This is a genomic window from Emticicia agri, assembly GCF_004168285.1.
GTDB classification, from domain to species: Bacteria; Bacteroidota; Bacteroidia; order Cytophagales; family Spirosomataceae; genus Emticicia; species Emticicia agri.
In genome coordinates this window covers 18,266-44,754 of record NZ_SEWF01000008.1, presented here as the reverse complement: position 1 = coordinate 44,754, position 26,489 = coordinate 18,266, and the positions used below count along the sequence as shown (strand labels likewise).

Here is a 26,489-nt window from a genome sequence, read left to right as displayed (position 1 = left end):
CGTATGCTACGTGAGTTTCATAATCGTCGAATTTGTAGCACCCCTTTAGGGCGGTCCGACGGGTCGGCGGGGCGTCTCTTTAAAACCTATACTGCACCCGACAAGTAAAGTTATTATCCTTCAAATCCTTCGTATAGTCAGTCAAAGCTGTTTGCTCATTCTGCGGCATTTCATACCAGAGCATCAATCTTACATTGTCATAAATATAAGTCAGGTAACCAAAACCAAAGGTATTAAAGCGAACATCAGCGGCTGAGAATCCTTGTCCTATCTGCGTACCTTTTACTTTTTTATTAGGGTCATACCAGTCATATTTCAGTATTAGCTGATGTTTTCTGCTGCCTAAGTGCTGGAGGTAATAAAAATAAGCCCCATCAAAATGACGGATATAGAGTGGAGCTAATTTGCCATTTTCCATAGGAATAACCGCTGGGGTTTCGGTAGTACCCTGAAGTGCCGTTTGCGTACCTCTGATATACTCTGCCCTGAATTCTGTTTCACCTACACGGTTTGGAATCCTGATTTGTATATCGGCTCCATAATAATTTCGGGGTGCAATTCTTCCTACATTACTGGCCGATGAATCAACCAAAAATTGTCTGGTAGATTCGTTCATCCGATAAATCTTGTTGGTAAACTGTTCCATGCCTCCCACAAAGCCTGATACGCTTCCGCTCACAATCAGTTTTGGTGCCAGATTAAAGTGTTTTACTGAAAGCCTTGAAACGACATCTTTGTGATTGTCAAAATCAGCTACTGCATTTACTCCTTGCCCATTAAATACGGCCAGGTCAAATTTGATATATTTCAGAAAATTGGTTTTTGCACGGGGTTCATAACTACCCATAAAACCAAAATCACGCTCTACTTTCATCAGAATCTGTGACATTCTTCCACGTTCCGGTGATTCACGGTCTGGTGAGCCATAACCTAATTCGAAGCCGAACGGACGGGCAAACATACCGGTAGTAAGGTAAAAAGACTTGAATTTATTTTCATAGATACGTCCCCAGAAATCACGTATAAAAATGCCTCGCTCGGTGCCGTCAAACTGAAAGATAAAATAGAGTTTGGGCATATTGTTTTCGAAATAGCGGGCATAATCAAAGCGGATACGACCACGGCGCAGCATAAAACGGTTGCTGGCATTGGGCTGAAAATCTCCGCCATTAAAATTTTTGGCTCCTTTGGTCTGTATCCATTGGAACTGCGGCTGTATATAGCCACTGATACCTACAAATTCGTATTTTTTGAGTGTAGCAAAGAGTTTACGGGCTGTAGTGGTATCAATATCTGTTAAAGCTCCGTGGTCTTGCGCAAAAGATACCGATAGGGTACAACAAATTAAAAAACTGCCTATAACAGTTCTCTTAGAGAGATTTAAAACAAGGTTCATCATTGGTGTAAAATCAATAGTGCTGCAAAATTGAAGGGATTTTTGCGATATACAAAAGATTTTGGGACAGGATTGAGTCTATCCCAAAATCTTTTATTAATAAAAGAAGTACATTCTTCTATTTTATCGTTTTTTCTTCTCTATTACAATAACCAACGGAAGAAGAGAAATAATGTAGCTGAAAGAATAATAGCAACCGGTAAGGTAAGCACCCAGGCTAATGCGATATTTTTGATAGTGCCCGATTGTAAATTTTTGATACCTTTGCTGGCAACCATTGTACCTGCAATACCCGACGATAAGGAGTGCGTAGTACTTACTGGTAATTTAAACCACGAGGCCAATCCGATAGTAGTAGCTGCCACTAATTCGGCTGATGCTCCCTGAGCATAAGTCAGGTGCGATTTTCCGATTTTTTCTCCTACGGTTACTACAATCCGTTTCCAGCCTATCATGGTTCCTAATCCTAATGAGAGCGAAATCATGAGTACGACCCACATAGGAGCGTGGTCGGTATATTTTCTGATACCTTTCTCTTCTTGTACGGCTGCGGCTTTCAGCGCAGTTTTATCGGCTGCACTCAGAATTACGTCAGGGTCTTCTACTAATTTTTTAGCATTGCCACTGATAGTCAGCAAAGCTTTGCGGGCGTCTAAGGCATTGGCTTTGCTGACTTTGTTACTATCTGCCAGCGAATTAAGAAAGCCAACACTTGCTTTGATGTCATTGATCCTTACTTTTTCAACATCTGAAACTTTAGTAGTATCTATTAAGGCTACTTTTTCAGAAATAGTGGACAGGTCGGGTTTAATTTTATCAAAATCAATGGTATTATTGATAGCAAAATAAGCAGGCAGAATCCCAATCAGAATCAACATTACCAGTCCGATACCTTTTTGTCCATCGTTACGGCCATGAAAGAAACTTACCAGTGTACAGGTTGTTATCAGAATGGCTCTTACCCAAAAAGGCGGTTCTTCGTTTTTCTTAGGCTCGTCAAATATCTGTTTTCTGATGTCTTTATTTAATACTCTACGAAGCGTAAACATTAAGATAACAGCTAAACTAAAACCTACGAGAGGTGATAAAAAAAGTGCATAGAATATTTCTTTGGCTTTGTCCCAGTTTACGGCAGCTACTCCTGTGGCGTTATCGGGCAATAGGGCGTATCCTAAACCAACCCCTAAAATAGCACCGATGAGTGTATGCGAACTGGATGCCGGAATACCAAAATACCAGGTTCCGAAGTTCCAGATGATGGCACTGAATAATAAGGCCAGTACCATGGCTATACTATGGTAAACATTCTGGTCAATCAGAAGCTCAACCGGAAGCAGATTTACTATGCTCATTCCTACGCCTACTCCGCCGGTTACTACACCTACAAAATTAATTAACCCCGACCATACAACGGCTTGGGTTGGTTTTAGCGAATTGGTGTAGATAACAGTGGCAACGGCGTTGGCGGTATCGTGGAAACCATTTATGAATTCAAATGCGCAGGCCGCCAGAAGGCAGAAAGAAAGTAAAAGAAAAATGTCGGTTTCTAAGCCAAACATAAGGGATTTTGGGTTTAAGTTATTACAGTATGATTTATATTGGTGTTCATAGTGCAAAATTCCGAAAGTTTCTTCAATAGTAGGAAGAAAACATGTTAAGAAATTGTAAACTTAGGAAGAAGAAAGGAATTGTCGAATGTCGAACGGGTCGCCATTGCGATTCGGATTGTCAATTTGATTGTCGATTTTCGATTGCAAATTGTCGAGTTTACCATTCGACAATCTGCAATTGACACTCGACAATAAAAAAATATTCGACAATATGCAATCGACAATTCTTATACAAAGCTCATGATCTTATCGAATAGTTCTTTTTGATTGAAAGGCTTGGTAATGTATTCGTTCATGCCAATTTCAATACATTTGTCTTTTTCGCCTACCAATGAGTGTGCCGTCATGGCCATAATAGGCGTTGTATCTTTTAGCTCGTTGCGTATAAAAGTAGTAGCCTGATAACCGTCCATTTCGGGCATCTGTAAATCCATCAGAATAATATCATATCGATTGTCTCTGACTTTTTCTGTTGCAATCCGGCCATTTGCTGCCAGGTCAGAAGTGAACCCGAATTTCTCTAATACTCTTAAAGCGAGTTTCTGATTCAGAATATTGTCTTCGACCAACAATACATGTACTTTCTTATCGCTTACGAGCAGTATATTATTGCCGTTTTTATTCTTTGATACCTCGTCTTTTACCTTTTTATAAGTAAGTGTAAAGGCAAAAGTAGAACCCTGGTCTGGTACGCTTTCTACCCATAATTCGCCATTCTGCAACTCTACCAATGATTTTGAAATACTTAACCCTAAGCCTGTACCACCAAATTTACGGGTAGTATCTGAATTAGCTTGGGTAAAGCGGTCAAAAATCATATCTATCTTGTCTTGCGGAATACCTATACCAGTATCAACCACCTTAAACGCGATAGTAGTTTCAGTATCGGTACTTGCGTTTTGCTCTACTATGATATTAACCGATCCTGAAGTAGTAAACTTAACCGCATTGTTGGCCAGATTGAGTAATATCTGGTTCAATCTGGTCGGGTCTCCTAACAGTACTTCAGGAATGTTTTCGTCTATCCGACAATCTAATTCCAGGCCTTTCTCAGTAGCTTTGTTTTTCAGAATACTTCTTACCGTTTTTACAATTTCCTTTATACTGAAAGGTATTTCTTCGATTACAATATGCCCTGATTCAATTTTTGAAATATCTAAAATATCGTTGATAATCCCTAACAGGTTTTCGGTTGAGGTAATAATATAAGACAGATATTCCGCCTGTTCTTCATTTAAAAGGGTGTCTTTCAACAGATTGGCAAAACCAACAATGGCATTCATCGGCGTACGGATTTCATGGCTCATATTCGCCAGAAACACATCTTTGGCATGGGCATTCTGTTCTGCTTGTACTTTTGCTTTAATCAGTTCTTTCTCCATCAGAATACGGTCTGTCATATCTACAGCATTACCTATTACGTATTTTTCGCCATCCATCAATTCAGAAAGAATATTATTATACATCCAGGTCTTGAAAGAACCATCCCGGTGCTGAACTTTCATCAATCCTTTAAAGTACCCTTGTTCCTTTATCTGATGCAGATAGGCCTTTACTACGTCGGCATATTCGGCAGGCACTAAATCAAACAGAGATTTTTGCAGATACTCTTCAGCCGAATAACCTAACAATTGCGCTCCGGCCGGATTTACAGTCAGGAATCTGCCTTTTAAGTCGTGCGTACACATCAAACCCTGAGAGTGCTCAAAGAAACCTCTGTGGCGCTCTTCACTGAGCATGATCTTACGTTCCCATATTTTCTTGGCAGTAATATCTTTGGCAATACCCACAAAGCCGGTAATTTTCTTTTGTGGGTCAGTAAGTGGCGTTATTGACAGTTCAACTGTGATTCTTGACCCATCCTTGGTAATGTAAGTCCACTCATTGGTATCAGTTATGCCCAAACGCGGTTTGGCTACAAATGCTTCATTGACCTCTCTTAAAGTAATACCCAATTCGGCAGTTATTTTTTCTGCATGTTTTCTCACTTCTTCAGGGTCATGGAAAGTACTTGCTTTCTTAATACCTATTACTTCTTCGGCTTTGTAGCCCAGCATCAATTCTGAACCTTTATTGAAAGTCCTGACCGTACCGAAGTTATCGCTTGTAATAATCGAAACCCCTGAATCGGCATCTAATATGGCTTTTAGTTCGGTATAAACTTTGTCTAATTCAAGCCTTACCTGTTTCTCTTTGTCTATATCTTGTATAGTGCCATAAATAATATTAGGCTTGCCTTGGCTAAACTCTACTCTACCTAATGCCCGTACCCATTTAGTATTGCCTTTATCGGTTACAATCTGGATCTCGGTATCGAAAGGTTCACCTGTTCTGATGGCAGATTCTACCAGGTTTTGAATCTCACTCCTGTTTTCTTCTCCTTTAGTAACGAGCATACTGTGCTCTATTGTTGGAATGTACTCAGGGCTTAATTCATGAATTTCTTTCGTAATTTCAGAAAATATTACCTCTTTAGTTTCTAAGTTTACTTTCCACGCCCCAATTCTGGCTATCCTGTTGGTCGACTCCAACATGTTTTTGGTTTCTACTAACTCATGTTCGATACGATGCTGTTCAGTAATATCACGGCCGATGGCATACGAATTTCCTGTATCAGGTTCTTTGGTAACCACCCATTGCAGCAGTTTATAATCGCCTTCAGCTGTTCTGTATCTGTTATTTATACTTAATGTTTTTTCGCCGTTAGAGAGGGCTTTGAGTTGTTCTTTTGAATTTTCTATATCTTCACGATGAATAAAGTCCTGAACCGGTTTTTCTAACAATTGTTCATTAGTCCAACCAAGGGTATGGTTAAATGCCGGATTAATCTTTTTAAAATAGCCATCATTGACAATACATATCAAATCATTTGAGAGGTTAAAAAGCGTTTCATAGTTTTTCAGATCTTCTTTTTCTTTGCGGGCAATAATCTGTGAAATTACTTCCTGTGCTATAATCGTAAGTGCCTCTTCCTGCTTTTTATTCAGTTTTTTAGGTTTATCATCGATTACGCACAAAGACCCCAGCGCATAACCATTTGGGTCTATCAAAGGATAGCCCGCATAAAAACGTATATTGGGCTCTCCTAATACGAGCGGATTATCTTTGAAGCGTTCGTCTTGTGTAGCATCTTCTACTTCAAAAATTGCTTTGTCCATAATCGTATATTGGCAGAAAGAAATATCACGACTGGTTTCGTTGTCTTTCAGGCCAATTTTGGATTTGAACCACTGCCTTTCTTCATCAACCAAACTCACCAGCGAAATAGGAACGCCGCAAATAATGGAAGCTAATCTGGTAAGTCGGTCAAATTCTTCTTCGTTTACTGAATCAAGTAAATTGTAGCTTTTCAGGGCTTTTAGTCTATCCTTTTCGTTGACTGGAACAGGTAATAAGGCTGTCATTCTTTTTGTTTAAATAAATTCATTTCAAACTCAAACACTAAACCGTAAAGTTTATCATAATTTTACTCAGGCATGAACAAAATTATTTTATATCGTAACGTGTGTTAAAACAATATGATAGCAGCAGATTTTACGTTTTAGAAAGATTCCGGCAAAAGTAAATATAATGGCTATTACAGCGATTGTACAAACTATTTGTTTTTAGTTTGATAAATTACAATTTTTGTGAGAGCAACTACTGTTGAGTAGTCAAAAATCATACCATCTAAGACTTTTTACATTGTTAAATCTTATGTTCCGTAGTAATCAATAGTTTCCTTATTGAGCGGATGCATTACCTCGTTTTATCTTATCTTTTTCACTATTTGTTCGATGAAAATAACAATTGGCATTACTGACTGCGGCGAAAAGCACCCGATTTATGAACAATGGGTTCTATGCCAAAACGACAATATACGTATAATCAAACTTGGATACAAGGAAAATAATTTAGAAGAAATCAGCCAATGTAATGGCGTATTACTTACAGGCGGAGAAGACGTTCACCCCAGATTTTATAACAAACCGGAAAACCTTGCCTTGTGTAACCCGGCGTTTATGGACGAACAACGTGATGAGTTTGAATGGAAAGTTTGTGAATATGTTTTTGCGCATAAGGTGCCGTTATTAGGTATTTGCAGAGGTTTGCAATTTGCCAATGTTTTTTTAGGGGGAACCCTGATTGGTGATATTCCGAGCATCGGAAAAAATAATCATTCCAAGTATTATGAAGGTAAAGACCGATACCACCAAATAGAGGTTTTTCCTGACACAGAACTGGCTGAAATTACCCGTGTTACCACAGGAGAAATCAATTCGGCACACCACCAGTCAGTAGATGTACCGGCAGATACTTTAGTGGTTAACGCATTGTCGGAAGACGGAATTGTAGAAGGTCTTGAATGGAAAAATCCGAATGGGCATTCGCTGACGCTGGTGCAATGGCACCCTGAACGGATTGAAGATTTTCAGAACCCTTTCAATAACCGAATCAGAGAGGTTTTTATTCAGGCGGCAGGGGGATTTAGTCTTGAACTATGATTGAACTGATTAATGGATTTACCTGATTGATTTTTGACATTAAACATTTTATTATCAGATAATCATTCTACTATTATCAAAACCACAATTCAGAGAAATCATTTAATCAGCTAAATCATAGTTCAGACAACTTAACTACTTATCAATTAAAATGATCTACGATTCAGTCATCATAGGAGGGGGGCATAATGGCCTGGTAGCTGCTTGTTATTTGGCAAAAGCAGGTAAAAAAGTATTGATTTTAGAAAAGAACGATTATATAGGTGGGGGTACAACCTCACAAAAAGTTTTTCCTGATTATGAGGCTTATCTCTCAAGATATTCTTATCTGGTAAGTCTTTTTCCAAAAGAGATTTTTGAAGAACTAAATCTTGATATAAAGTTACTCCGCAGAAATATTGCTTCTTATACACCTTATGTGCAGAATGGGGTACATAAAGGCTTACTTATCAGCAATGCAGATGAAGAAGTTTCACGGAAATCGGTGCTGAACATGGGCTATGGAGAGGAAGAATGGGAGGGGTACCAGACTATTCTGAAGAAACAACAGACATTTGCCGGATTGATATGGGATTCGTTTTTGTTACCCCTAAAAAGTAAAGCAGACTGGAAGGCCTATTTTGAGGCGGAGAACCAGAGCGAACTCTGGCAAAGTTTTGTAGAAGAGCCCATCGGCAAATTCATAGAAACCCATGTAAAATCTGATATTCTTCGAGGTGTATTGATGACCGATGCCAAAATAGGGTCTTATACCCATGCCTATGACGAAAGTTTGTTACAGAATAAGACATTTATTTATCATATCATCGGCAACAAGACAGGCGAATGGCGGGTGCCACAAGGTGGCATGGGTAATCTGGTAGCTCAGTTAATAAAAAAAGCAATTGACTCAGGTGTAGAAATAATAGCAGATGCAGAAGTGAAGCGTATAGATGGCACTAAAATAATTTATAAGCAGCATGAAAAGCCATATCAGGTAACAGCCGGAGATATACTGCACAATGCTGCCCCAAAAGTATTGGAAAAACTTTTAGGGTATAAACCCTTACCCTACAAATCAACAGAAGAAGGAACTGCTTTTAAAATTAACCTGCTGCTGAAAAGACTACCTCAGTTAAAAGACACTCAGGTAAAGCCAGAACAGGCATTTGCAGGCACTTTCCATATCAATCAATCATTTGAGCAAATGGAAGAAACCTTTAAAACGGCTGCATCAGGTAAAATTCCTGATAAAATTGCCTGTGAAATCTATTGCCATACACTGACCGACCCCTCTATTTTATCAGAAGAGTTACAAAAACAGGGGTATCATACGCTAACTGTATTTGGCTTGGATTTACCTTATGAACTGTTTGTACATGATAATGAAGCTGCCAAGAAAGAGGTAGTAGAAAAATTTCTGAAAGGAATTAATGAATATCTGGCAGAACCCTTAGAGGATTGTCTGGCTAAAGACAAAGAAGGCAACTTATGCCTGGAAGCCAAAAGCTCGGTAGATTTAGAGAAAGAATTAGGCATGCCAAGAGGAAATATATTTCATAATGGCTTATCGTGGTTTTATGCCGAAGATACCAATCACATAGGCAAATGGGGTGTAGAAACACCTTATGACCATATCTACATCTGCGGCTCAGGTGCTGTTAGAGGCGGTGCTGTAAGCGGCATACCCGGCAGAAATGCGGCGAAAGTGGTGCTAAATCAATAACCATTTTCTGTTATAATAGACGGGCAAATAGTTTGGGGTATCATAAAACGTAGAAGTGTTTTATAATACCCCATTTAATAGCAGCTTTATTCAATACGATTTCCGTAACGACGGACCGTAAAAGTCGTGATACATATCTATGGCTTCCAGCCCGGCCCTTTTACAAATCTTCCTGATTTTACGCCCGTGTGTTCGCCATCTTTCAGTACTTGCTGGCCGTTTACAAAGACATGCACCATACCCTCTGATAACTGATGGGGTTTTTCGAAAGTAGCATTGTCTTTCATTTTAGCCAAATCGAAAGCTAAAATATCGGCATAATAGCCTACTTTTAATCTTCCTCTTTTCTGAATCTTCAGATTATCGCAGGGGAAAGACGAGAGTTTTCTGATAGCTTCCTGTAAAGAAATTACCTGCTCATCGCGCACATATTTTCCTATCAGGCGGGTAAAACTGCCATAGGCTCTTGGATGCGCACTCGATTTCAGAAATACGCCTTCCGGTGCCATTGAGGCCGCATCAGAACAGAAACTCATGTAAGGTAATTGAATCTGTTTTTTTACATTTTCTTCGCTCATTAAAAAATACACCACGTCAACCCTTGAATCGTCCTGAATAACCAAGTCCATCGCAGTTTCATACCATGTTTTATGGCGTAGTGCCGCTACTTCTGCCAGTGTTTTGCCTATATATTTTTTCAGGGAGTCTTGCTTGAAACCAATCAGTAAGGTTTTATCAGCCCCTGCTGCCAGACAAAGATTCTCCCATTCGTTTTGTTTGGCCTGCATTTCTTCACCCACTCTTCTTCTGATAATTTCTTCTTTCAGGCGTCTGCGCCACTGTGGTAAACCACCCTCTTGCACCCATGGGGGCATAGCGGCATCTAAACCTGTGGCTCCTGCAATATAGTTATACATATCGGCTGTGATATTAATCCCGGCTTTGCGGGCGCTATCTACCTTGGCAATTACTTTATCTAATTTGTGCCAGTTGTCTTTCCCTGCGGCTTTCAGATGGTATATCTCTGAATGGATATTGGCATCTTTCCCTATTTTTATGATTTCATCTACGGCTTCTTCCAGTTTGTTCCCCTCACTTCTGATATGTGAAATATACATTCCGCCATACTCTGACGCTACTTTGGCTAATTCTGTGAGTTCGTATGTAGAGGCATAAGTACCTGGTACATAAATAAGTGATGACCCTACACCCATAGCGCCTTCTTCCATCGCTTTTCTTACCTGTTGCCTCATTCTCTCTAATTCTTCCAGATTTGGAGGGCGGTTGGCATAACCTAATTCATTGGCTCTGACAGTAGCCGCTCCTACAAATGAGGCTACATTGGTAGAAACCCCACGTTTTTCTAAATAATTAAGATATTCGCCCAGGGTAGTCCACTCAATTTTATATTTAATATCCCCTTGCAGGCGTTGTGCATAGGCTTTTACCGAATCGCTCAACGGCCCCATCGAATCTCCTTCGCCCATTACTTCGAGCGTTACGCCTTGTTTGATTTCACCTAATGACCTGCCATCCTGAATCAGGCTTTCGGTACTCCAGCTTAGCATATTCACAAAACCCGGTGAAATCACCAGACCGCTGGCATCTATGGTCTGTTTAGTTCCTGACTGTCCTGATAAATCACCTATAAACGCAATGGTATCAGCCATGATGGCAATATCAGCCTTTACGGGTTCACCACCATTGCCGTCATACACAAGGCCATTTTTAATGATGATGTCATACAGAGGTTTTTCTTCACAAGAGGTGATAAGAAAGAGAATCAATAGTCCTATTAAGAGTTGGGAGTGTCGCATTGGGGTAATAGTTTAATTAAGATAATCAGTGCAACAAATTACGATTTTTGGATTGATAGTTATTGGAAAAATGCAATAAAAAAATCTATGTCAGATTTTTGACATAGATTTTGAGATTTCAACAAACTATATAAATTCTATTTCTTGTCTTCCCTGAAAAAAATCTTACTTACTACTTTCCACTCTCCATTGATTTTTAAGAGATTGAAATAATCTATGAATTTAAAAGTAGGATATTCTAATTCTAATTTTGCCTGTGCGGCTGTGCCTGTTATATCAATATTCACGATTTTAGTCGTACGGTCAGCCTTTTTGCCTGCGCTGGCTTTACCTCCTTCCAGATATCTGGCAATGGGTACATCTCTGAACTCACCTGTTTTTACATCAACAAATTTCATAAAGGCAGTCGGATGAAATACCTTTGCCATTTTGGCGGTATCGCCGTAGGTACCGCCGTCCATGTAATTCTGAACTGTTTCTTTTACTAAATCAAGGTCTGACTTTTGAGCCAAAGCGAGAGAACACTGCATAAGAATGCAGCAAAAAATAAGCATGAGTTTTTGCATAATTATAAATGGTTTATTTACGTTTTTCTTTGTCATCTGTCCAGACCCTATACCAGTTAAAAACCACTGTTTCCATAAAGTCATTACGGCGTTTTTCGTTCAGATAGATCGGGCCATTAGGGTGTATTTTTTTCAGAATCGGACGAAAATTTTCTTCACTTTTGCGGTAAGATAAGCTATCAGGGTATTCAGTAAACAAGATGATGTTATTGTTTACGCTATCGGCTTTATTTACCAGAAGTTTATACGAACTGATAATGCCTTCTTTGATGGCGTCTTCCCGATACAGTTTCCAGTTGTTTTCAAAAAAGTAGAGGGCTTCTTTCCAGAGTCCGTTTTTGACTTTAACAATGTCCATAGCCACATAAGAGGCTTTTTGCGCATGGGTTGGGTGATAGGTCAAAGAACCTATCACCAGTAAAAGAATCAGCTTTTTCATAATTGTTTTTTTGTGCAATATTAGCGCAGGCTTATCAATCAGGAAATATTATTAGACTGATTGGACTGTTTTTTCGACCTTGTGATAGAGATGGAAAAGCATCGAAAAAAAACAGGCAGCTATCGAAAAAATTAGGGATAATTGCCGAAAAAAAGCAAATTTGGGTATGAATCAGACAAGAATTAATTTCAGACTTATACAGGTAGTGCTATGGATGATGGTATATACCATGCTTGTCTTGTACTTTACTCAAAAAAACAGATGGGAAATCGGGTTTGTAACCGCCAATATTTTTGTAATTTTCTTTTTGGTTGCTGTTTATGGGAATGCTAATTATCTGATAATCAAATATTTTCACCGGAATAAATACTGGGAATATGGTGTGTACTCAACAGCTTTTTTACTGGTAACAGTTTTTCTGAGAATGTCGATTGAAGACCAGTTGCTGAACAGGGTATTTATCAGGCATACCTTTTACGGATGGAATTATACGCATTTTTCTTTTCTGTTAATTACCCAGTTTCTGGCCTTTCTGTTTGGGTTTCTATTGCGTATCTCAATTGATTATGTCGATTTATTACATACACAGGAGATTCTGAAAAACAAACAACTGACCTCTGAACTGAATCTGCTGAAAGCACAGGTACAGCCACATTTTTTGTTCAATACGCTCAATAATATTTATTCGTTGAGTGTGAGCCATTCGCCAAAGACCTCAGAAATGATAGCCAAATTATCGGATATGATGCGGTATTTTGTTGATGAAGCCACTAAAGAAAAAGTGCCGTTAGAAACCGAAATTAAGTTTCTGGAAAACTATATCGAATTAGAGCAAATAAGAATATTGAATCCGCTGAAACTGACTTTTGTGAATACCATTGCCAACAGGTATTTTTTAATACCGCCCATGCTATTGATACCTTTTGTAGAGAATGTTTTTAAGCATGGGGTTAATAAAACCCTGAAAGATAATGAAGCCGAAATTTCATTGAGTTTAGCCAATTCGATTCTGCATTATACCGTAAAAAATAAAACCTTTAACCAGAAAGCGGCGACATGGCGGAGTTTATCTAATTTGCAGAAGCGATTAGCTTTGCTATACCCTGATAATTTTGGGTTTGAGGCTTATTGCAAAGACGGTTATTTTTATGCCTCTTTATCATTTCCTGTATTATGAAATTCAGTTGCCTGATTGTTGACGATGAGCCTTTAGCAGTTGCCTTGATGGAAAACCACATCAGACAAGTGCCTTTTTTAGCATTGGCAGGCAAGTGTTTCAATGCAATGGAAGCCATTGCTTTTCTGGAAAAAAACGAAGTTGATTTGATTTTTTTAGATATCGAAATGCCTTACCTGACAGGAATGCAACTGAAGAGTTTTCTGCCCGAAAAACAGAAAGTGATATTTACCACCGCTTACTCTGCATTTGCCATTGAGAGCTACGAGAAAAATGCGTTTGATTACCTGCTGAAACCTATCACTTTTGAGCGTTTTCTGAAATCGGTAAAGCGTTTGCAAATGGTTGAACCTGTAAAGCCAGCAGTAGTTTCAAACCCGGCCGAGGCGCATATTTTTGTAAAATCGGGTAGAGAGATTATCAAATTGGAGTATGATGATATTCTGTATATTGAGGGACTAAAAGATTATGTATGTCTGGTAACGGAAACAGACAAGGTAATTACCTATAAGCTGATGCGGGAGCTGGAAGAAACTCTACCTGCCAATTTTGCCAGAATACATTTGTCGTACATTATCAACTGCAATAAAATCAAGAAAATCAGCGATAATCAGGTGATTATACAGGAGAAAAACTTGCCTATTTCGGAAAAGTACCGGGAGAGTTTTTTGCAGAAAGTCAGTAACCGAATGTTGTGAGATTATTCAAATAAATCGCTCCATTGTAATTCAAATCCGGTTAGTACGATTGATTTTACACTCAGGGATTCCTCGCCGTCGGCAGAGGAATAAGGCTTGTACTTGTTTGATTCAAGGCTGAAAATCTGTATAAATTTATTCTGAGGGTCAATAATCCAGTATTCTTTAATGCCAAATTTCTCATAATCTTCTTTCTTCTCTACATAATCGCGGATGATGGAGCCTTTAGATACAATTTCTATCATTAAATCAGGCGCACCAAAAACACCTCTTTCTTTGATAATTTCTTTGTTTTCGTTACTCACAAAAAGCAAATCAGGCTGAACGGTATTTCCCTCATCGAGTATGACATCAAAAGGTGCTTGATAGAATTTACCTAATTTATTGGCGACAATATGATTTCCTAAAAGTAGGGTCAGCTTAAATTGTAATTCCTGATGTTTTTCAGTAGGTGAAGGCATATCAATAAGATTATAATTCCGAATTTCATAGCGAGATTCGGCAGGCAGTTTGGCTAACATATCACTATAAGTCCATTTCTCCGTTGTCATTACCATTATTGATTTAATGTCATTACTTATCAAATCCTTTCCGCTGATAAGTCAAAATAGAAATATCATAAGGGGTATTTTCTCCTATTTTAAATTCCTTGCGCTCTATTGTATCAAAATCATTTTCATCAAAGGTTGGGAAAAAAGTGTCGCCCTCAAAAAACGCATGAACGAGAGTTAAATAGATTTTATCAGCCATTGGTATGGCTAACCTGAATATTTCTTCTCCGCCCAACACAAAAACTTCTTTCTGGTCAGCGCACTTTTCTAAGGCTTCTTCTAAACTGCTTACTACTTCAAAACCTTCTTCTGCTTCATAATCCGGCTGACGGGTAATGATATAATTGCCAGCATCTGACCATATTCTGTGCGGATTATCGTAACTCTTACGCCCCATAATCATCTTTTTGCCATTGGTTACTTTTTTCAGATTATCCCAGTCGGCAGGAATAGGTTTCCAGGGCAAGGCATTATGAAGCCCTATGGCTCGGTTTTTACTCATCGCAGCAATCAAAGAAATAATGGGCATGGTGGTTAGTAATGGTTAAGAAGTATAAAAGTATCAATTTTCTGAAATTTTGCAAGTTTTAAATTGTATGACGATTTTTCAAATCGTCAAAATTCGACAGAATTTTATAAATTAACCATGTAGATTTGACCATTTTCATAAAAGAAATAAAGTATGCCATTTAAATTACTTTAGTATTCGCCGAGCGACGATTTGAAAAATCGTCATACAAAAAACAATCGGCAATAGATTAAATCTTTACTTTTGTTCATAGAAAAACTAAACCTATTTATCCCTTTGACAAGTACTATTCTCATACTTTCCATTGCCATTTTACTAAGAATCTTCTCCAATCCGTTTGCCAATGTTTTTCAGAAAAAACTGACTATTCAGGGGCTTTCGCCTTTGTTTGTAAACTTCCTCACTTATTTTATTCTGGGGCTTATATGTCTGGCTTTTGTCTTTCAATTAGATTGGGAAAATATATCGGCTGATTTCTGGATTTACTCAGTCATTATGGGCGTATTGGGGGCTTTAGGTAATCTGTTTTTGGTAAAAGCCCTGCAAGCAGGCGACCTGTCAGTTTTAGGGCCAATTAATGCTTACAAAGCCGTTATCAGTATGCTGATAGGTTTTTTCTTATTGCATGAAATACCTGATATATGGGGCTTGATAGGGGTAGGGCTAATTATAGCCGGAAGTTATTTTGTGTTGAATACAACCGAAGAGGGTTTTACATGGCAACTTTTCAGACGTAAAGAAATTCAGTTCAGAATCTGGGCGATGATTCTGACAGCTACTGAAGCCGTTGTGGGTAAGAAAGTAATTCTGCTTTCTTCTTATATTCATTCGTTTTTTACCTGGTGCTGGTTTGGCACTGTTTTTTCGTTGCTGCTGCTTTTATGGAGCAAGGAAAAACTACAGAATAGCTTACAAAAGATTGAAGTATCAATAATAGGGATATTTGTAGGTCTTATTGTTTGTATTGGTATTACCCAGTTTTCAACCACTTATATATTTCAGCAAATGCCTGTGGGCTATGCCTTATCGCTTTTTCAACTATCGGTGTTGGTAAATATATTTTTAGGATATAGAATTTTTCAGGAACAGGATATTTATAAAAAACTGATTGGCGGCGTAATTATGATTATTGGCTCGGTAATGATTATTTTGTTATAAGGCAACCACTGTAGGGGTTCAAAATTTTGAACCCCTACCTTAGGTAATTCTATTTTATCCTTTCACATAAGCTAACTTTTCAGCAACCTTGCCATTGCGGACTTTGAAAATATCTACACCCCGCAAATGCCAGGGTTTTCCGTCTTTAGTCTTCCGATAAATCCATCTCACTACACAGCGGTCACCATCGGCAAATATTTCTTCTGCCTCAAAAAAAGCATCAGGATTATTCGTAAAGAATTTTGTCCAGTAGGCTCTTACAGCCTCAGCACCCACTATACGGGTACCATCAGGTGCCGGGGCTGTATTTTCAAAAATACAGTCTTCGGTCATGGCATTCATTACAGCCTCAACATCGTGGCGGTTGAAGGCTTCATTGAATTTTTCTACTGCGGCAAGCGTAGCTTTTTTCCGGGTTTCAGTTTCGGTTAGCATATCTTTTTGTGTTTCTTTATTTTTAAGACTGTTTTTACAAGAGGTCAAAATGAATGATGCCAGAACAAGGATTATCAAAATTTTGCTCATTTGATTAACATTTTTGAGTGAAATAAAATGACTCAAGTCTGTGGTCAGATACACAATAGCTATGTGGGGGAGGGATAGAGAAAAGGGTGGCTATAATGCAGAAATTTTTTGCCACCCCCTGAATATTTTTACATCATACCAAGTGAATCGTAATACCTGAAAACTTCAATCAACCCTTGTTCAGTTTTCAAGTTAATATGATTAGTTTTTACAAATTGTTCTAATAAAGGTCTTTTACCTTTCGGGAATGTCTGTAAGGCTTTTTTTCCGGTGGGTACTGCTCTCAACATATCGTCCTGAATCGTGAAATACTTATGGTATTTCCTGAACTCGCCCTCATAGGCAGCTGTTCCGCTTTGGGTATCGTAGCCCGTCTTTTCAGAGTATCCAGTGCTTAAAACACAACTATATCCCTTTAGCAGAATGTTTCGCTGCATATAGAGCGTCTCCAGAAATATATCTTCATATTTTCTGAAAGTATGGCCTTCAATCGTAAACTCTTCCGGTCGTACGGCCACCGCATCCATTTTGGCGTTTTCTACTACATATACCACGTTTTTCTGGATATTGTAAGCCATCAGAAAACTCATGTCTTTTCCGTTTTCTGAACTCATAATTCCCTTATACCACCCGTTTTTAAAAAACGGAGTACCCTTAAAGACTTTGGTAAATTCCTGGAAAGTCCTGCTTGGCCCATCTTGTGATTTGTAATGAGCTACAAGCGTAGTATCACCTTTATCGTTGATAACAATTTTGGTCTGATTGTTATCCGAAATTCTTGAATCTCTTATAAAGTAACGGTAATCTTTGGCCGGATTATAGAGTTCTTGCCCTATAAGGCAGCATGGCAGCGCCACTAATGTGAAAAGAAGTACGAAAGTTTTCATAGGTTGTAACGAATACGAGTAAATATCTAAACAAAAATAACATTAAAAAATGCGTTTTTCTTATAATAGTCAACAATATTATAAGCGTTGTTTATGTCTATTCCGTTTAAACCTATGATGCCTATACTTGCTGTTCTATAACGCCTCTAAATACAAGGCTTTGAAATCTTCCCTGCTCACAGGTTTCGGATTGTTGGGATGGGCAAAGTCGGCAATAGCTAAGTCTGCAAGGGTTTCTATATGCTCTTCTCTGACACCAATGTCTCTTAATCGATGTGGAATATTGATACGGCTGTTGAGATTAAATAAATAGGTTACTACTGATTCGCCTGTTTCTTCTTTCAGGTCTAAAGTACGGGCAATTCTACGGAACTTGTCTTCAAAACCTGCCATATTGAATTGCATGCCGTAAGGAATATTTACAGCATTGGCCAACCCATGATGCGTATCAAGCAACGATGAAAGCGGGTGAGCCAATGAGTGTACTACCCCTAAACCTTTCTGAAAGGCAATAGCACCCATCATTGAACCTAATAACATCTTACTGCGTGCATCAACATCAGGGTTAATAACAGCCTTTTCTAATGAATGGTGGATTAAAGAAATACCTTCCAGCGCAATACCCTCACAAATCGGGTGATACATTTTGGCTAAAAATGCCTCCATGTTATGTGTTAAAGCGTCCATTCCGGTAGCTGCCGTTACGAATGGAGGTAAGTCCATCGTAAGGAGCGGGTCAGCGAAAACAATTTTTGCCAGCAATTTAGGCGAAAAAAGAATTTTCTTCTGGTGTGTCTCGTCGTCGGCAATAATGGCACTTCTTCCTACTTCACTACCTGTACCCGAAGTGGTTGGAATGGTAATAAAATGCGGAACATCGTTGGTTACATAAATATCTCCGCCAATCAGGTCATCATACTTGAATAAATCTTCTCTGTGATTGATGCGTAACACGATGGCCCTTGCCACATCCATAGCCGCACCGCCACCAATGCCTATAATACTGTCACGGTCGGTAGCATGGTAAGCCTCATCGCCTTTATAGACATCTGATTTCACAGGATTTTTGTGAATATCAGAGAAAACCTCAACACTGATACCTTTAAGACGTAAGTTTTCTGCAATTCGCTTTAGGAAAGGTAGACCTGCTACCACCGGGTCGGTTACGATAAGTGGTTTTGACAGGTTATTATCTTTCAGATAATCAGCTAATTCTTCTACGGCACCTGCGCCAAAGCGTATTTTAGTAGGGAAGTTGTAGGTCGAAATCACAATAGAAAATAAAGTTAAAATGAGTAAAAAAACAGAAAACCATCAATCAAACAAAAGTAATTAATAAGCTCGTTTGATTGATGGTTTCCCTTTATTTTTTTGTAAGCAATGCTTAATCGCGTCTGCCCAGATACATACTCACGTAATACAGCAAGTTAGCTACTGCACCGGCTGCGGCTACTACATACGTAAGAGCAGCCCATTTCAAGGCATCTTTAGCCATACCATGCTCACGGCTGTTTACTACGCCTCTGTTTTCCATCCAGGCTAACGCACGGTTACTGGCATCGTACTCAACAGGTAGTGTAATTAATGCAAAGGCCGCAATAATAGCATTGGCTACTATTAAGCCTAAAAGAACTGTCTGGGCCATAGGAGTATTTTTTGAGAAAATATAGGCCATAAACATAAACCCAAACATATAAAAGAAATTCATGGCGTTAGTAGCCACATTTACGATAGGCACCAAGGCCGAACGCATTTTCAATGGAGCATAAGCAATATTGTGTTGCACGGCGTGTCCGCACTCATGAGCTGCTACAGCGGCCGAAGCGGCACTATTGCCATTGTAAACATCATAGCTCAGGTTAACAGTCTTATTGAGCGGGTCATAATGGTCTGTTAACTGGCCTTCTACCTGTGTGATTCTTACATCATATATGCCATTGTCGTTCAGCATTTTGCGGGCTATTTCAGCCCCTGTCATACCATTAGACAAACCTATCTTTGAATACTCGGCAAATTTCCGCTTCAATCTTGAAGAAACGGCCAGACCAAGTAGCATAAAAACAATACTTATTACAAAAATCATAGCTTTACTTTTTCATTTTAATTGTGATAGTAGTTTGACGGATTTTTTGTGAGCAGGTTTAACACTCCTCTAAAGGTATCAGTCTAAATCCTTTATTTTTTTAATAATAGAAGTAGTTGAGTAGCCATTTACTAACGAAATAGTCTTTACTTCCCCTCCTTTACTAATAACAAAATCTGCTCCAACAATGTTCGCTACCGTATAATCGTCCCCTTTCACTAAAATATTCGGACAAAGTGTCTCAATCAGTTCTTTAGGGGTTGGTTCATCGAACAAAATGACAGTATCTACAAATTCAAAGGCTGACATCATTCTTGCTCTGGCATATTCATTCACAATGGGGCGGCTTTCCCCTTTCAGCCTTCGCACCGAAGCATCTGTGTTTAAACCCAATACCAGTTTGTCGCCCAAATTACGGGCTTTCTCCAAATAGTCGATATGCCCTAAGTGTACAATATCGAAGCATCCATTAGTAAAAACGATTTTTTTGCCTTCAGATTGCCATTGCTGTATTTGTTTCAGGGCTTCTTCTTTAGTTTGTATTTTTGATTCAGTCATGTGTGCGCTTAAAATTTATAATTGTTCGAGTGCCTCCTATGCGCGGCCTTCGACTTCGCTCAGGCACCGGATAGGCTTCAGTTTATTTGTTGATTTCTTATCTCAATTGCCTGGTTGTCCTCTCTACTTTGGCACTTAAAACTCGGATTCGGCGGCTGAGCGGAGTCGAAGCCCCGGGGCGCCCAAGCTAACTAATTTAATAAAATATGTAGGTTTTACTTACTATTAACCTCTAAACCATACTTTTCTTTCAACTTCCTTATTGTCTCCTCAAAATCCTGTCTTTCTTGAACTTCTCATAACGTTCAAGCAGAATCTTTATCTCTAATTCTCTATATTCTTCATCGCTCATTTTTATATATTGAATTTAGAAATCTAAACGAATTTCAAACACCCTCCAACTTTTTCTTCGGCAAAACAAGTGTCAATAAAAACGCTACAACCCCAAAAACCACCACAAAAAACAGCCCTTGCATGGCATGGAGGAATGTTGCTAAAGTAATACCGTCCTGCTCTGATAATCCATATAATACGACAATACTACCCACTAAAAAGTGATAACTGCCGATACCCCCCTGCGTAGGTGCTGCCATTCCGATAGAACCCATCACAAAAATAGTTAAGGCGGCTAATGGCGAAAGGTTGGCGGTTTCGGGTAAGGCAAAACAAAGCACATAAGTGGTGATGTAATAGATTACCCAGATAAAAACCGTATGGAACACAAAGACCATTGGGTTCTTGAGATTGCGCACACTTAAAAAGCCATCGGCCAATCCCTTAATAACATTGGCGACTTTCTGATACAGTGGTAATTGTGAAATTTTATCTTGATTGCGTTTAAAGGTCATAAAGGCCATAAAAGCCAGTATAAGAAAGGCAGCCCCCAAGCCCAATAACAAAATCGGATTTTTGAATTTATCGCCGAAGAAATTGAAAAAAAATGTACTCAAGCGGTCAAATTCTAATAATAAATTCAATAAAATTAGAACCAGTAAAACCAGTACATCGGCTATTCTTTCGGCCACTACTGCACCAAAAGATTTTTCAAAAGGAATATCGTCGAGGTTTTTGAGCGTGCCACAACGGGCAAACTCACCTGCTCTTGGAAAAACCAGATTAGCCAGATAGCCAACTAATACGGCTAAGGTAGTTCTGAAAACAGAAGGATTATAGCCTAAAGGTTGCAACATTAATGCCCAGCGGTAAGCCCGGCTCCAATGGGCAATTAAGGCTAAAACAGCCGATAGCCCTACCCATTTGTAATCGGCTTGTTTTATTTTTTCCCAAAGGGCGTTTAAATCTATATCTTTAAAAACAAACCATAATAAACCTCCGGCTACTGCCAACGAAATAACATATTGCAAAACCTTTTTTATCATTTCACTACACGGTTATTCTCATCAGGAAACACGACAAGGGGTTTATGAGTTTTGGCTTCTTCGGGTGTCATCCACGCATACGAGATAATAATCACAATATCGCCCACTTCTGCTTTGCGGGCTGCTGCTCCATTCAGACAGATAATGCCTGAGCCCCGCTTGCCTTTAATGGCGTAGGTTTCCAGACGTTCGCCGTTGTTATTGTTCACTACCTGTACTCTTTCGTTTTCCATAATACCTGCGGCGTCGAGCAAATCTTCATCAATCGTAATACTCCCTACGTAATTCAACTCTGCCTGGGTAACTTTCACTCTATGAATTTTCGACTTAAAAATATTAACAAGCATAATACCTTCCTTTTTTTGATAGTGGTGCAAAATTATAAAATTGCTTAGTAAACAAACATCAGGCTGTAGAATAAAATTCCTTGGGGTGGTTTAGGCTATGATATGAATTTGTAATATAAAGAGCGTCCTTTGATTGAAGGACGTTCTTGTGGGTCACCGAATAGAATTCGGTGGCTAAGAAAACAATGGAATATTATTTATATATGTGCCGACTTAAGTCGGCCACTAAAAATAATAACCTTTGTTATCTTAGGCAGCGACCGCAGCGGCGGACTGTTTCCATTCGCTGTCGTTGTCGGAGAAATTAGGTTGTCACTTCCCTTCAACAGCCGAGCCATTACCTTTCAAAACCTTCTGGAAGAAAAGTAGATGATAGGGCAATGAATTCTGCCAGTATTCCCAGGTATGGGCGCCGGGTCTTTCTACGTAATCATGCGGAACGTTGTTATACAATAAACGGTGGTGTAATTCACGGTTGGCTTCTATCAGAAAATCATCTACGCCACAATCAATAATAATGGGCATTCCATTCTTTTTAATGGCATCTACCATATTGATGATAGAGTTTTTGACATACACGTCGTCAGAAGTATCTGAGGTGCCTAATAATTTCTGAAAACGGTCTTTGAGCGATTTGGCAAAATCTTCATTTATCCTGAATTTAGTATAGTTCATATCCATTGCACCACTCATGGTACCTGCCGCACAAAACAATTCGGGATGTCTGCCAGATAAATACATAGCACCGTGTCCGCCCATTGATAAACCTGTGATTACCCGGCCTTTATTGCTACGAACAGTACGATAAGTATTATCTATTTTCTGAATCACTTCTTTGGTGATATAGGTTTCAAACTTGTTATTGGGGTCAACAGGGCTATCAAGATACCAGCCAAAGGTCTCGCCTTCGGGCATAACAATAATCATATTAAACTGGTCAGCCAGGTTCTTCACCAGCATTTTATCCGGTGTTAAGGTCAGCCAGTCACGAAAATGCCCCGACCCGCCATGCAACAAATACAATACCGGATAAGCCGCCTTACTATTGGCATACGAAGCAGGCAATACAACGGCAGCTTTATAAGCTTTGTTCATAACAGCACTGGGTACATCCAGACTATCAACCGTAGCGGCATTTGCATAGAAACACAAAAAGCATAAAGCAGAGAAAACAATTAAGCGGAAGTTTTTCATCATAGAATTGAGATTAGAATGAGATAGTAAATAATTAAGAGCGCAACAAAACTAATAAATAGGACGAGATTCTTTGAGCATTGTATCACGATTTTTCAAATCGTCCGTATATAGAAAAGCGTAGCGTACTCAGGTTTTAATGAGAGATTTATTTCTCAATTTGTACCTTAGAATAGAAAAAAACACGAGTTTTTGCTATTTTTGTAAAACTGAAAAAGCTACCCATTGTATGATTAAAAAACTACCTATTTTTTTATTTTTTATTACTTCTTTTTCTTTTGCCCAGGACGCAGAAATTTTTAAACCCGACTCAGTAAAAAAAAAAGATAGAAGCCACACTTATCAGTACTAATCTCCGGATTGACGGCGTGATGAATGATGCTGAATGGAAGTTTGCCAAACCTATAGCAAACTTTATTCAGATTGAACCTTTTCAGGGAAAGCAGCCGAGCCAACGGACAGATGTACGTGTGCTTTACAATAAAAACTACCTGTATTTTGGGATTTTTGCCCGTGATTCTCTGGGTAAAAAAGCCATACGTGCCACTGACTTCAAGCGGGATTTTAGTTTCAGACAGCACGATTTAGTGGCTTTGTCGTTTGATGGGTTCAATGATAAGCGCAATGCTATGGCATTGGTAACCAATCCTTACGGCGTGCAGAGAGACTTTCTGTCGTTCGACGATATTTATTACGACATTGACTGGGATGGTCTGTGGCGTGTACGTACTACCCGTACCGATTCCGGCTGGGTGGCTGAAATGGCCGTACCCTGGCAGACTTTACGTTATCCTAAAACTGATTCTCTGATTCAGAACTGGGGTTTTAACGTATTCCGTAACCGACGCCTGACCAACGAGCAATCGGCTTTTTCGCCTTTCCCCCGTACTTTTACCAATACCCGTATGGACTACGCCGGGGTATTAACCAACCTGCAACCACCGCCACCCTCAACTAATTTGCGTATCCAGCCTTATTTCCTGACTTCGTTCGACCGCTATAAAAATTTTGACAGGCCGGACAAAAATACCTATAAATTAGGGGGTGAGGTGAAATGGGCCATTAACCCGAATGCTATTTTAGATTTAACAGTCAATACAGACTTTGCTCAGGCTGATGCCGACCGTCAGGTAAATAATGTAACCCGATTCTCCGTATTTTTTCCTGAAAGGCGACAGTTTTTCTTAGAAAATGCCTCACTTTTTGGCGTAGGTGTCGGGCCAAATGAAGACCTTTCGGGAGGTAGTATGCGTGTACAACCTTTTTTCAGCCGAACCATAGGGCTGGACGATAGTGGTAATCCGATTCCGATTGATGTAGGTGGCAGATTTGTGTACCGTTCCTTGAAAAGAAACTACGGGGCAATTGCCATGCGCCAGCGAGGAGTAGGGGATACACCCGGTACTAATTTCTTTGTAGGAAGATACTCTGAAAACTTTGGTAAACAGAACCGCATCGGTGGATTGGTAACGGTAAAAAACCGCCCTGATGGCACCAATCTGACAGGTACCATTGATGGATTTTTCCGTTTAAGTGAGTCGCATTCATTGAATACAATGGCGGTTTATTCAACCTCTTCCAATACCGGTAAATCAGGTTTTTCAGGTTTTGCCCAATATTATTATACCACTAACCAGTTTAAAATCTGGTGGACTCAATCTATTGTAACCAAAGACTTTAACCCTGAAATGGGTTTCGTTTCAAGAAGCGATGTCATCGGTACTACGCCGGGGATTTTCTTCTTTAACCGGGGTAAATGGATTCCGTTCAAGAAGTTTATCCGTGCATTTGAACCGGGTATTATGACCGAGTTTTATCATCAGGCTTCTACCGGAAAACTGATTGAACGACAACTGAATATTAATCCTATCTGGTTGAATTTTCAGCGAGGTGGGTTCTTTGGCTACCTGATTAATCCCACATTCCAACGGCTTACAGAGCCTTTCGTGCCATTAGGAGTACAGATTGATAATGGTGATTACAATTATGTAAGGCATCAGATTTATGCCAGTACTAATCCCTCGGCAATCGTTAGTCTGAATACTTCCTTTGAATGGGGTACTTACTTTAACGGACGTCTGAACTCACACGATATTCGTTTGCAGATAGCACCTATTCCGCATATTTCAATTTTAGCAAGATATAACCGGAATCATTTCAATAAGGTGGGCTCTCTCGCTCAGGAAGCTAACGGTGAATTAGACGTAGATTTATATAGCATTGAGGGTCGGTTTGCCCTGAACCCACGTGTGCAGTTGATAGGTTTTTATCAGAAAAATGCTGAAAACCTGTCGCAGAATTATAATATTCGTCTGTCGTGGGAATACCAACCATTGTCTTATATTTATGTGGTGTATAATCATAGAGAATTTGATAATCTGCTACAAAAACCGAGACAAATAGAAGACCACGTAATTGCCAAAATCAGTTACCTTAAACAATTCTGAATATGAGGTTGTTATTCACAATAATACTGTTGAGTATTTTATTGAATGCCTGTACATCTGATACCAACGAACAAAAAGTTGATTCAACTGCTTTGGCTGATAGCAGCGAGGCGATAGTTAGTAACTGGGAGTGTATTCCCGGTGAAAAAGCAGGGTTAATTACGAGCGGAAGCAGTGAGCAGCAATTAATCAACAAATTAGGTAAAGCCAATGTAAGTGTACACGATACCATTTATGGCGCAGAGGGAATGTTCTCAATCGGGACTATCATTTATAAAGGTACACCCAACGAAGCGCATATTACCTGGAAAGATACGCTTAACTTTAAAGACCCTGCGTATGTAGAGATAGGTTTTGTAGAGCCCGGCAAAGAAAATGAGGTACAATGGTACGTAACCAATGGGGTAAAAGTAGGTACAAAGCTGACGGAGTTAGAGCAAATAAACGGAAAACCTTTTAATTTCTCAGGCTTTGGCTGGGACTATGGTGGGTCGGTTGTGGACTGGAATGGCGGTAAACTGATGAATGCAGACAGCACAAGCTATTTATCAATCATATTAGCTTATGATTACGAAAATCAGGCGTTGAGTAGTGTGGCCGAAAAAGTAATGGGCGACCAGTCGTTTGAGTCTAAAAATCCACATGCGCAGAAACTGAATCCTTTTGTTGCGCACTTTATTATCAGTTTTAAGTAATTGAGTAGCCGTTATATGGTGATTTTGTCTTGAACTGGGATTTAGCTGATTAACCTGATGGAACTGATTTAAAAACATAGTGCCTACTGAAATATATTAGATTTTCTAAAGAGTTTCAGTGAAATCTGTTCAATCAGCTAAATCCCAGTTCAAGACAATCACCCAACCGTGAAACTCAGTGATACTCCGTGGTAAAGTATAAACGATACCTACGTATATAATTTTAATAATAAAAAAATAAGCT

Annotated in this window: 23 protein-coding genes; 7 read left to right on the top strand and 16 right to left on the bottom strand. The window is 39.2% G+C overall.

Going from position 1 to position 26,489, the window contains the following annotated elements; all coding sequences use genetic code 11:
• Nucleotides 1-79: 79 nt before the first annotated feature.
• From EWM59_RS07170 to EWM59_RS07160, 3 genes are all read right to left on the bottom strand, one after another.
• On the bottom strand, nt 80-1,399 hold the full coding sequence (locus EWM59_RS07170; RefSeq protein ID WP_229239302.1) for a putative porin: 1,320 nt from the start codon (nt 1,397-1,399) through the stop codon (nt 80-82).
• 140 nt (nt 1,400-1,539) lie between these two features.
• Nucleotides 1,540-2,955 carry an inorganic phosphate transporter gene (locus tag EWM59_RS07165; protein ID WP_130020269.1) on the bottom strand — a complete coding sequence of 472 codons (1,416 nt, stop codon included), beginning with the start codon at nt 2,953-2,955 and terminating at the stop codon, nt 1,540-1,542.
• A 278-nt stretch (nt 2,956-3,233) separates the two neighbouring features.
• Complete coding sequence (locus EWM59_RS07160) at nt 3,234-6,410, bottom strand: PAS domain S-box protein (RefSeq protein WP_130020268.1); 3,177 nt, start codon at nt 6,408-6,410, stop codon at nt 3,234-3,236.
• A gap of 372 nt (nt 6,411-6,782) precedes the next feature.
• On the opposite strand from EWM59_RS07160, the gene EWM59_RS07155 reads away from it, so the two are divergent.
• Nucleotides 6,783-7,490, top strand: coding sequence for a gamma-glutamyl-gamma-aminobutyrate hydrolase family protein (locus tag EWM59_RS07155; RefSeq protein ID WP_130020267.1), 708 nt, complete (start codon nt 6,783-6,785; stop codon nt 7,488-7,490).
• A gap of 151 nt (nt 7,491-7,641) precedes the next feature.
• On the top strand, nt 7,642-9,195 hold the full coding sequence (locus EWM59_RS07150) for a phytoene desaturase family protein (RefSeq protein WP_130020266.1): 1,554 nt from the start codon (nt 7,642-7,644) through the stop codon (nt 9,193-9,195).
• Nucleotides 9,196-9,332: 137 nt separating this feature from the next.
• Here the strand turns inward: EWM59_RS07150 and EWM59_RS07145 are convergent, their stop codons facing one another.
• From EWM59_RS07145 to EWM59_RS07135, 3 genes are all read right to left on the bottom strand, one after another.
• Entirely contained in the window at nt 9,333-11,012 is a 1,680-nt protein-coding gene (locus EWM59_RS07145; RefSeq protein WP_130020265.1) for an N-acyl-D-amino-acid deacylase family protein, read from the bottom strand.
• Between the two features lie 137 nt (nt 11,013-11,149).
• Nucleotides 11,150-11,542 carry a nuclear transport factor 2 family protein gene (locus EWM59_RS07140; protein ID WP_165372132.1) on the bottom strand — a complete coding sequence of 131 codons (393 nt, stop codon included), beginning with the start codon at nt 11,540-11,542 and terminating at the stop codon, nt 11,150-11,152.
• Nucleotides 11,543-11,591: 49 nt separating this feature from the next.
• A complete protein-coding gene (locus EWM59_RS07135) occupies nt 11,592-12,017 on the bottom strand; it encodes a hypothetical protein (protein WP_130020263.1) in 426 nt (141 codons plus the stop codon).
• A 166-nt stretch (nt 12,018-12,183) separates the two neighbouring features.
• Here EWM59_RS07135 and EWM59_RS07130 point away from each other — a divergent pair, with 166 nt between their 5' ends.
• A complete protein-coding gene (locus EWM59_RS07130) occupies nt 12,184-13,194 on the top strand; it encodes a sensor histidine kinase (RefSeq protein ID WP_130020262.1) in 1,011 nt (336 codons plus the stop codon).
• Complete coding sequence (locus EWM59_RS07125; protein ID WP_130020261.1) at nt 13,191-13,892, top strand: LytR/AlgR family response regulator transcription factor; 702 nt, start codon at nt 13,191-13,193, stop codon at nt 13,890-13,892. The genes EWM59_RS07130 and EWM59_RS07125 overlap by 4 nt, the downstream gene beginning before the upstream one ends.
• 2 nt (nt 13,893-13,894) lie before the next feature.
• Here the strand turns inward: EWM59_RS07125 and EWM59_RS07120 are convergent, their stop codons facing one another.
• Both EWM59_RS07120 and EWM59_RS07115 read right to left on the bottom strand, forming a co-directional pair.
• Nucleotides 13,895-14,443, bottom strand: a complete 549-nt coding sequence (locus EWM59_RS07120; protein ID WP_165372131.1) for a Uma2 family endonuclease — start codon at nt 14,441-14,443, stop codon at nt 13,895-13,897.
• Between the two features lie 22 nt (nt 14,444-14,465).
• A complete protein-coding gene (locus EWM59_RS07115) occupies nt 14,466-14,972 on the bottom strand; it encodes a dihydrofolate reductase (protein ID WP_130020259.1) in 507 nt (168 codons plus the stop codon).
• 276 nt (nt 14,973-15,248) lie between these two features.
• On the opposite strand from EWM59_RS07115, the gene EWM59_RS07110 reads away from it, so the two are divergent.
• Nucleotides 15,249-16,130 carry an EamA family transporter gene (locus EWM59_RS07110; protein WP_130020258.1) on the top strand — a complete coding sequence of 294 codons (882 nt, stop codon included), beginning with the start codon at nt 15,249-15,251 and terminating at the stop codon, nt 16,128-16,130.
• A gap of 54 nt (nt 16,131-16,184) precedes the next feature.
• Here the strand turns inward: EWM59_RS07110 and EWM59_RS07105 are convergent, their stop codons facing one another.
• The 8 genes from EWM59_RS07105 to EWM59_RS07070 all read right to left on the bottom strand — a co-directional run bounded on the left by EWM59_RS07105 (nt 16,185) and on the right by EWM59_RS07070 (nt 23,106).
• Entirely contained in the window at nt 16,185-16,565 is a 381-nt protein-coding gene (locus tag EWM59_RS07105; RefSeq protein WP_130020257.1) for a nuclear transport factor 2 family protein, read from the bottom strand.
• A gap of 218 nt (nt 16,566-16,783) precedes the next feature.
• The gene (locus EWM59_RS07100) at nt 16,784-17,542 is read right to left on the bottom strand and encodes a hypothetical protein (RefSeq protein ID WP_130020256.1); all 759 of its coding nucleotides are present in this window, start codon (nt 17,540-17,542) and stop codon (nt 16,784-16,786) included.
• Nucleotides 17,543-17,677: 135 nt separating this feature from the next.
• On the bottom strand, nt 17,678-18,814 hold the full coding sequence (locus EWM59_RS07095) for an iron-containing alcohol dehydrogenase (protein ID WP_130020255.1): 1,137 nt from the start codon (nt 18,812-18,814) through the stop codon (nt 17,678-17,680).
• A gap of 112 nt (nt 18,815-18,926) precedes the next feature.
• The gene (locus EWM59_RS07090) at nt 18,927-19,625 is read right to left on the bottom strand and encodes a zinc metallopeptidase (RefSeq protein ID WP_130020254.1); all 699 of its coding nucleotides are present in this window, start codon (nt 19,623-19,625) and stop codon (nt 18,927-18,929) included.
• 78 nt (nt 19,626-19,703) lie between these two features.
• Complete coding sequence (gene rfaE2 / locus EWM59_RS07085) at nt 19,704-20,183, bottom strand: D-glycero-beta-D-manno-heptose 1-phosphate adenylyltransferase (RefSeq protein ID WP_130020253.1); 480 nt, start codon at nt 20,181-20,183, stop codon at nt 19,704-19,706.
• A gap of 386 nt (nt 20,184-20,569) precedes the next feature.
• Entirely contained in the window at nt 20,570-21,562 is a 993-nt protein-coding gene (locus EWM59_RS07080; protein ID WP_310587835.1) for a lysylphosphatidylglycerol synthase transmembrane domain-containing protein, read from the bottom strand.
• Entirely contained in the window at nt 21,559-21,909 is a 351-nt protein-coding gene (gene panD, locus EWM59_RS07075) for an aspartate 1-decarboxylase (RefSeq protein WP_130020252.1), read from the bottom strand. Before panD ends, EWM59_RS07080 begins: the two co-directional genes overlap by 4 nt.
• A gap of 312 nt (nt 21,910-22,221) precedes the next feature.
• On the bottom strand, nt 22,222-23,106 hold the full coding sequence (locus tag EWM59_RS07070; RefSeq protein WP_374755937.1) for an alpha/beta hydrolase: 885 nt from the start codon (nt 23,104-23,106) through the stop codon (nt 22,222-22,224).
• A gap of 368 nt (nt 23,107-23,474) precedes the next feature.
• On the opposite strand from EWM59_RS07070, the gene EWM59_RS07065 reads away from it, so the two are divergent.
• Both EWM59_RS07065 and EWM59_RS07060 read left to right on the top strand, forming a co-directional pair.
• Nucleotides 23,475-25,550: a DUF5916 domain-containing protein gene (locus tag EWM59_RS07065; protein ID WP_229239309.1), complete on the top strand. Its 2,076-nt coding sequence runs from the start codon at nt 23,475-23,477 to the stop codon at nt 25,548-25,550.
• Nucleotides 25,551-25,579: 29 nt separating this feature from the next.
• The gene (locus tag EWM59_RS07060) at nt 25,580-26,245 is read left to right on the top strand and encodes a hypothetical protein (RefSeq protein ID WP_130020251.1); all 666 of its coding nucleotides are present in this window, start codon (nt 25,580-25,582) and stop codon (nt 26,243-26,245) included.
• Nucleotides 26,246-26,489: the final 244 nt, after the last annotated feature.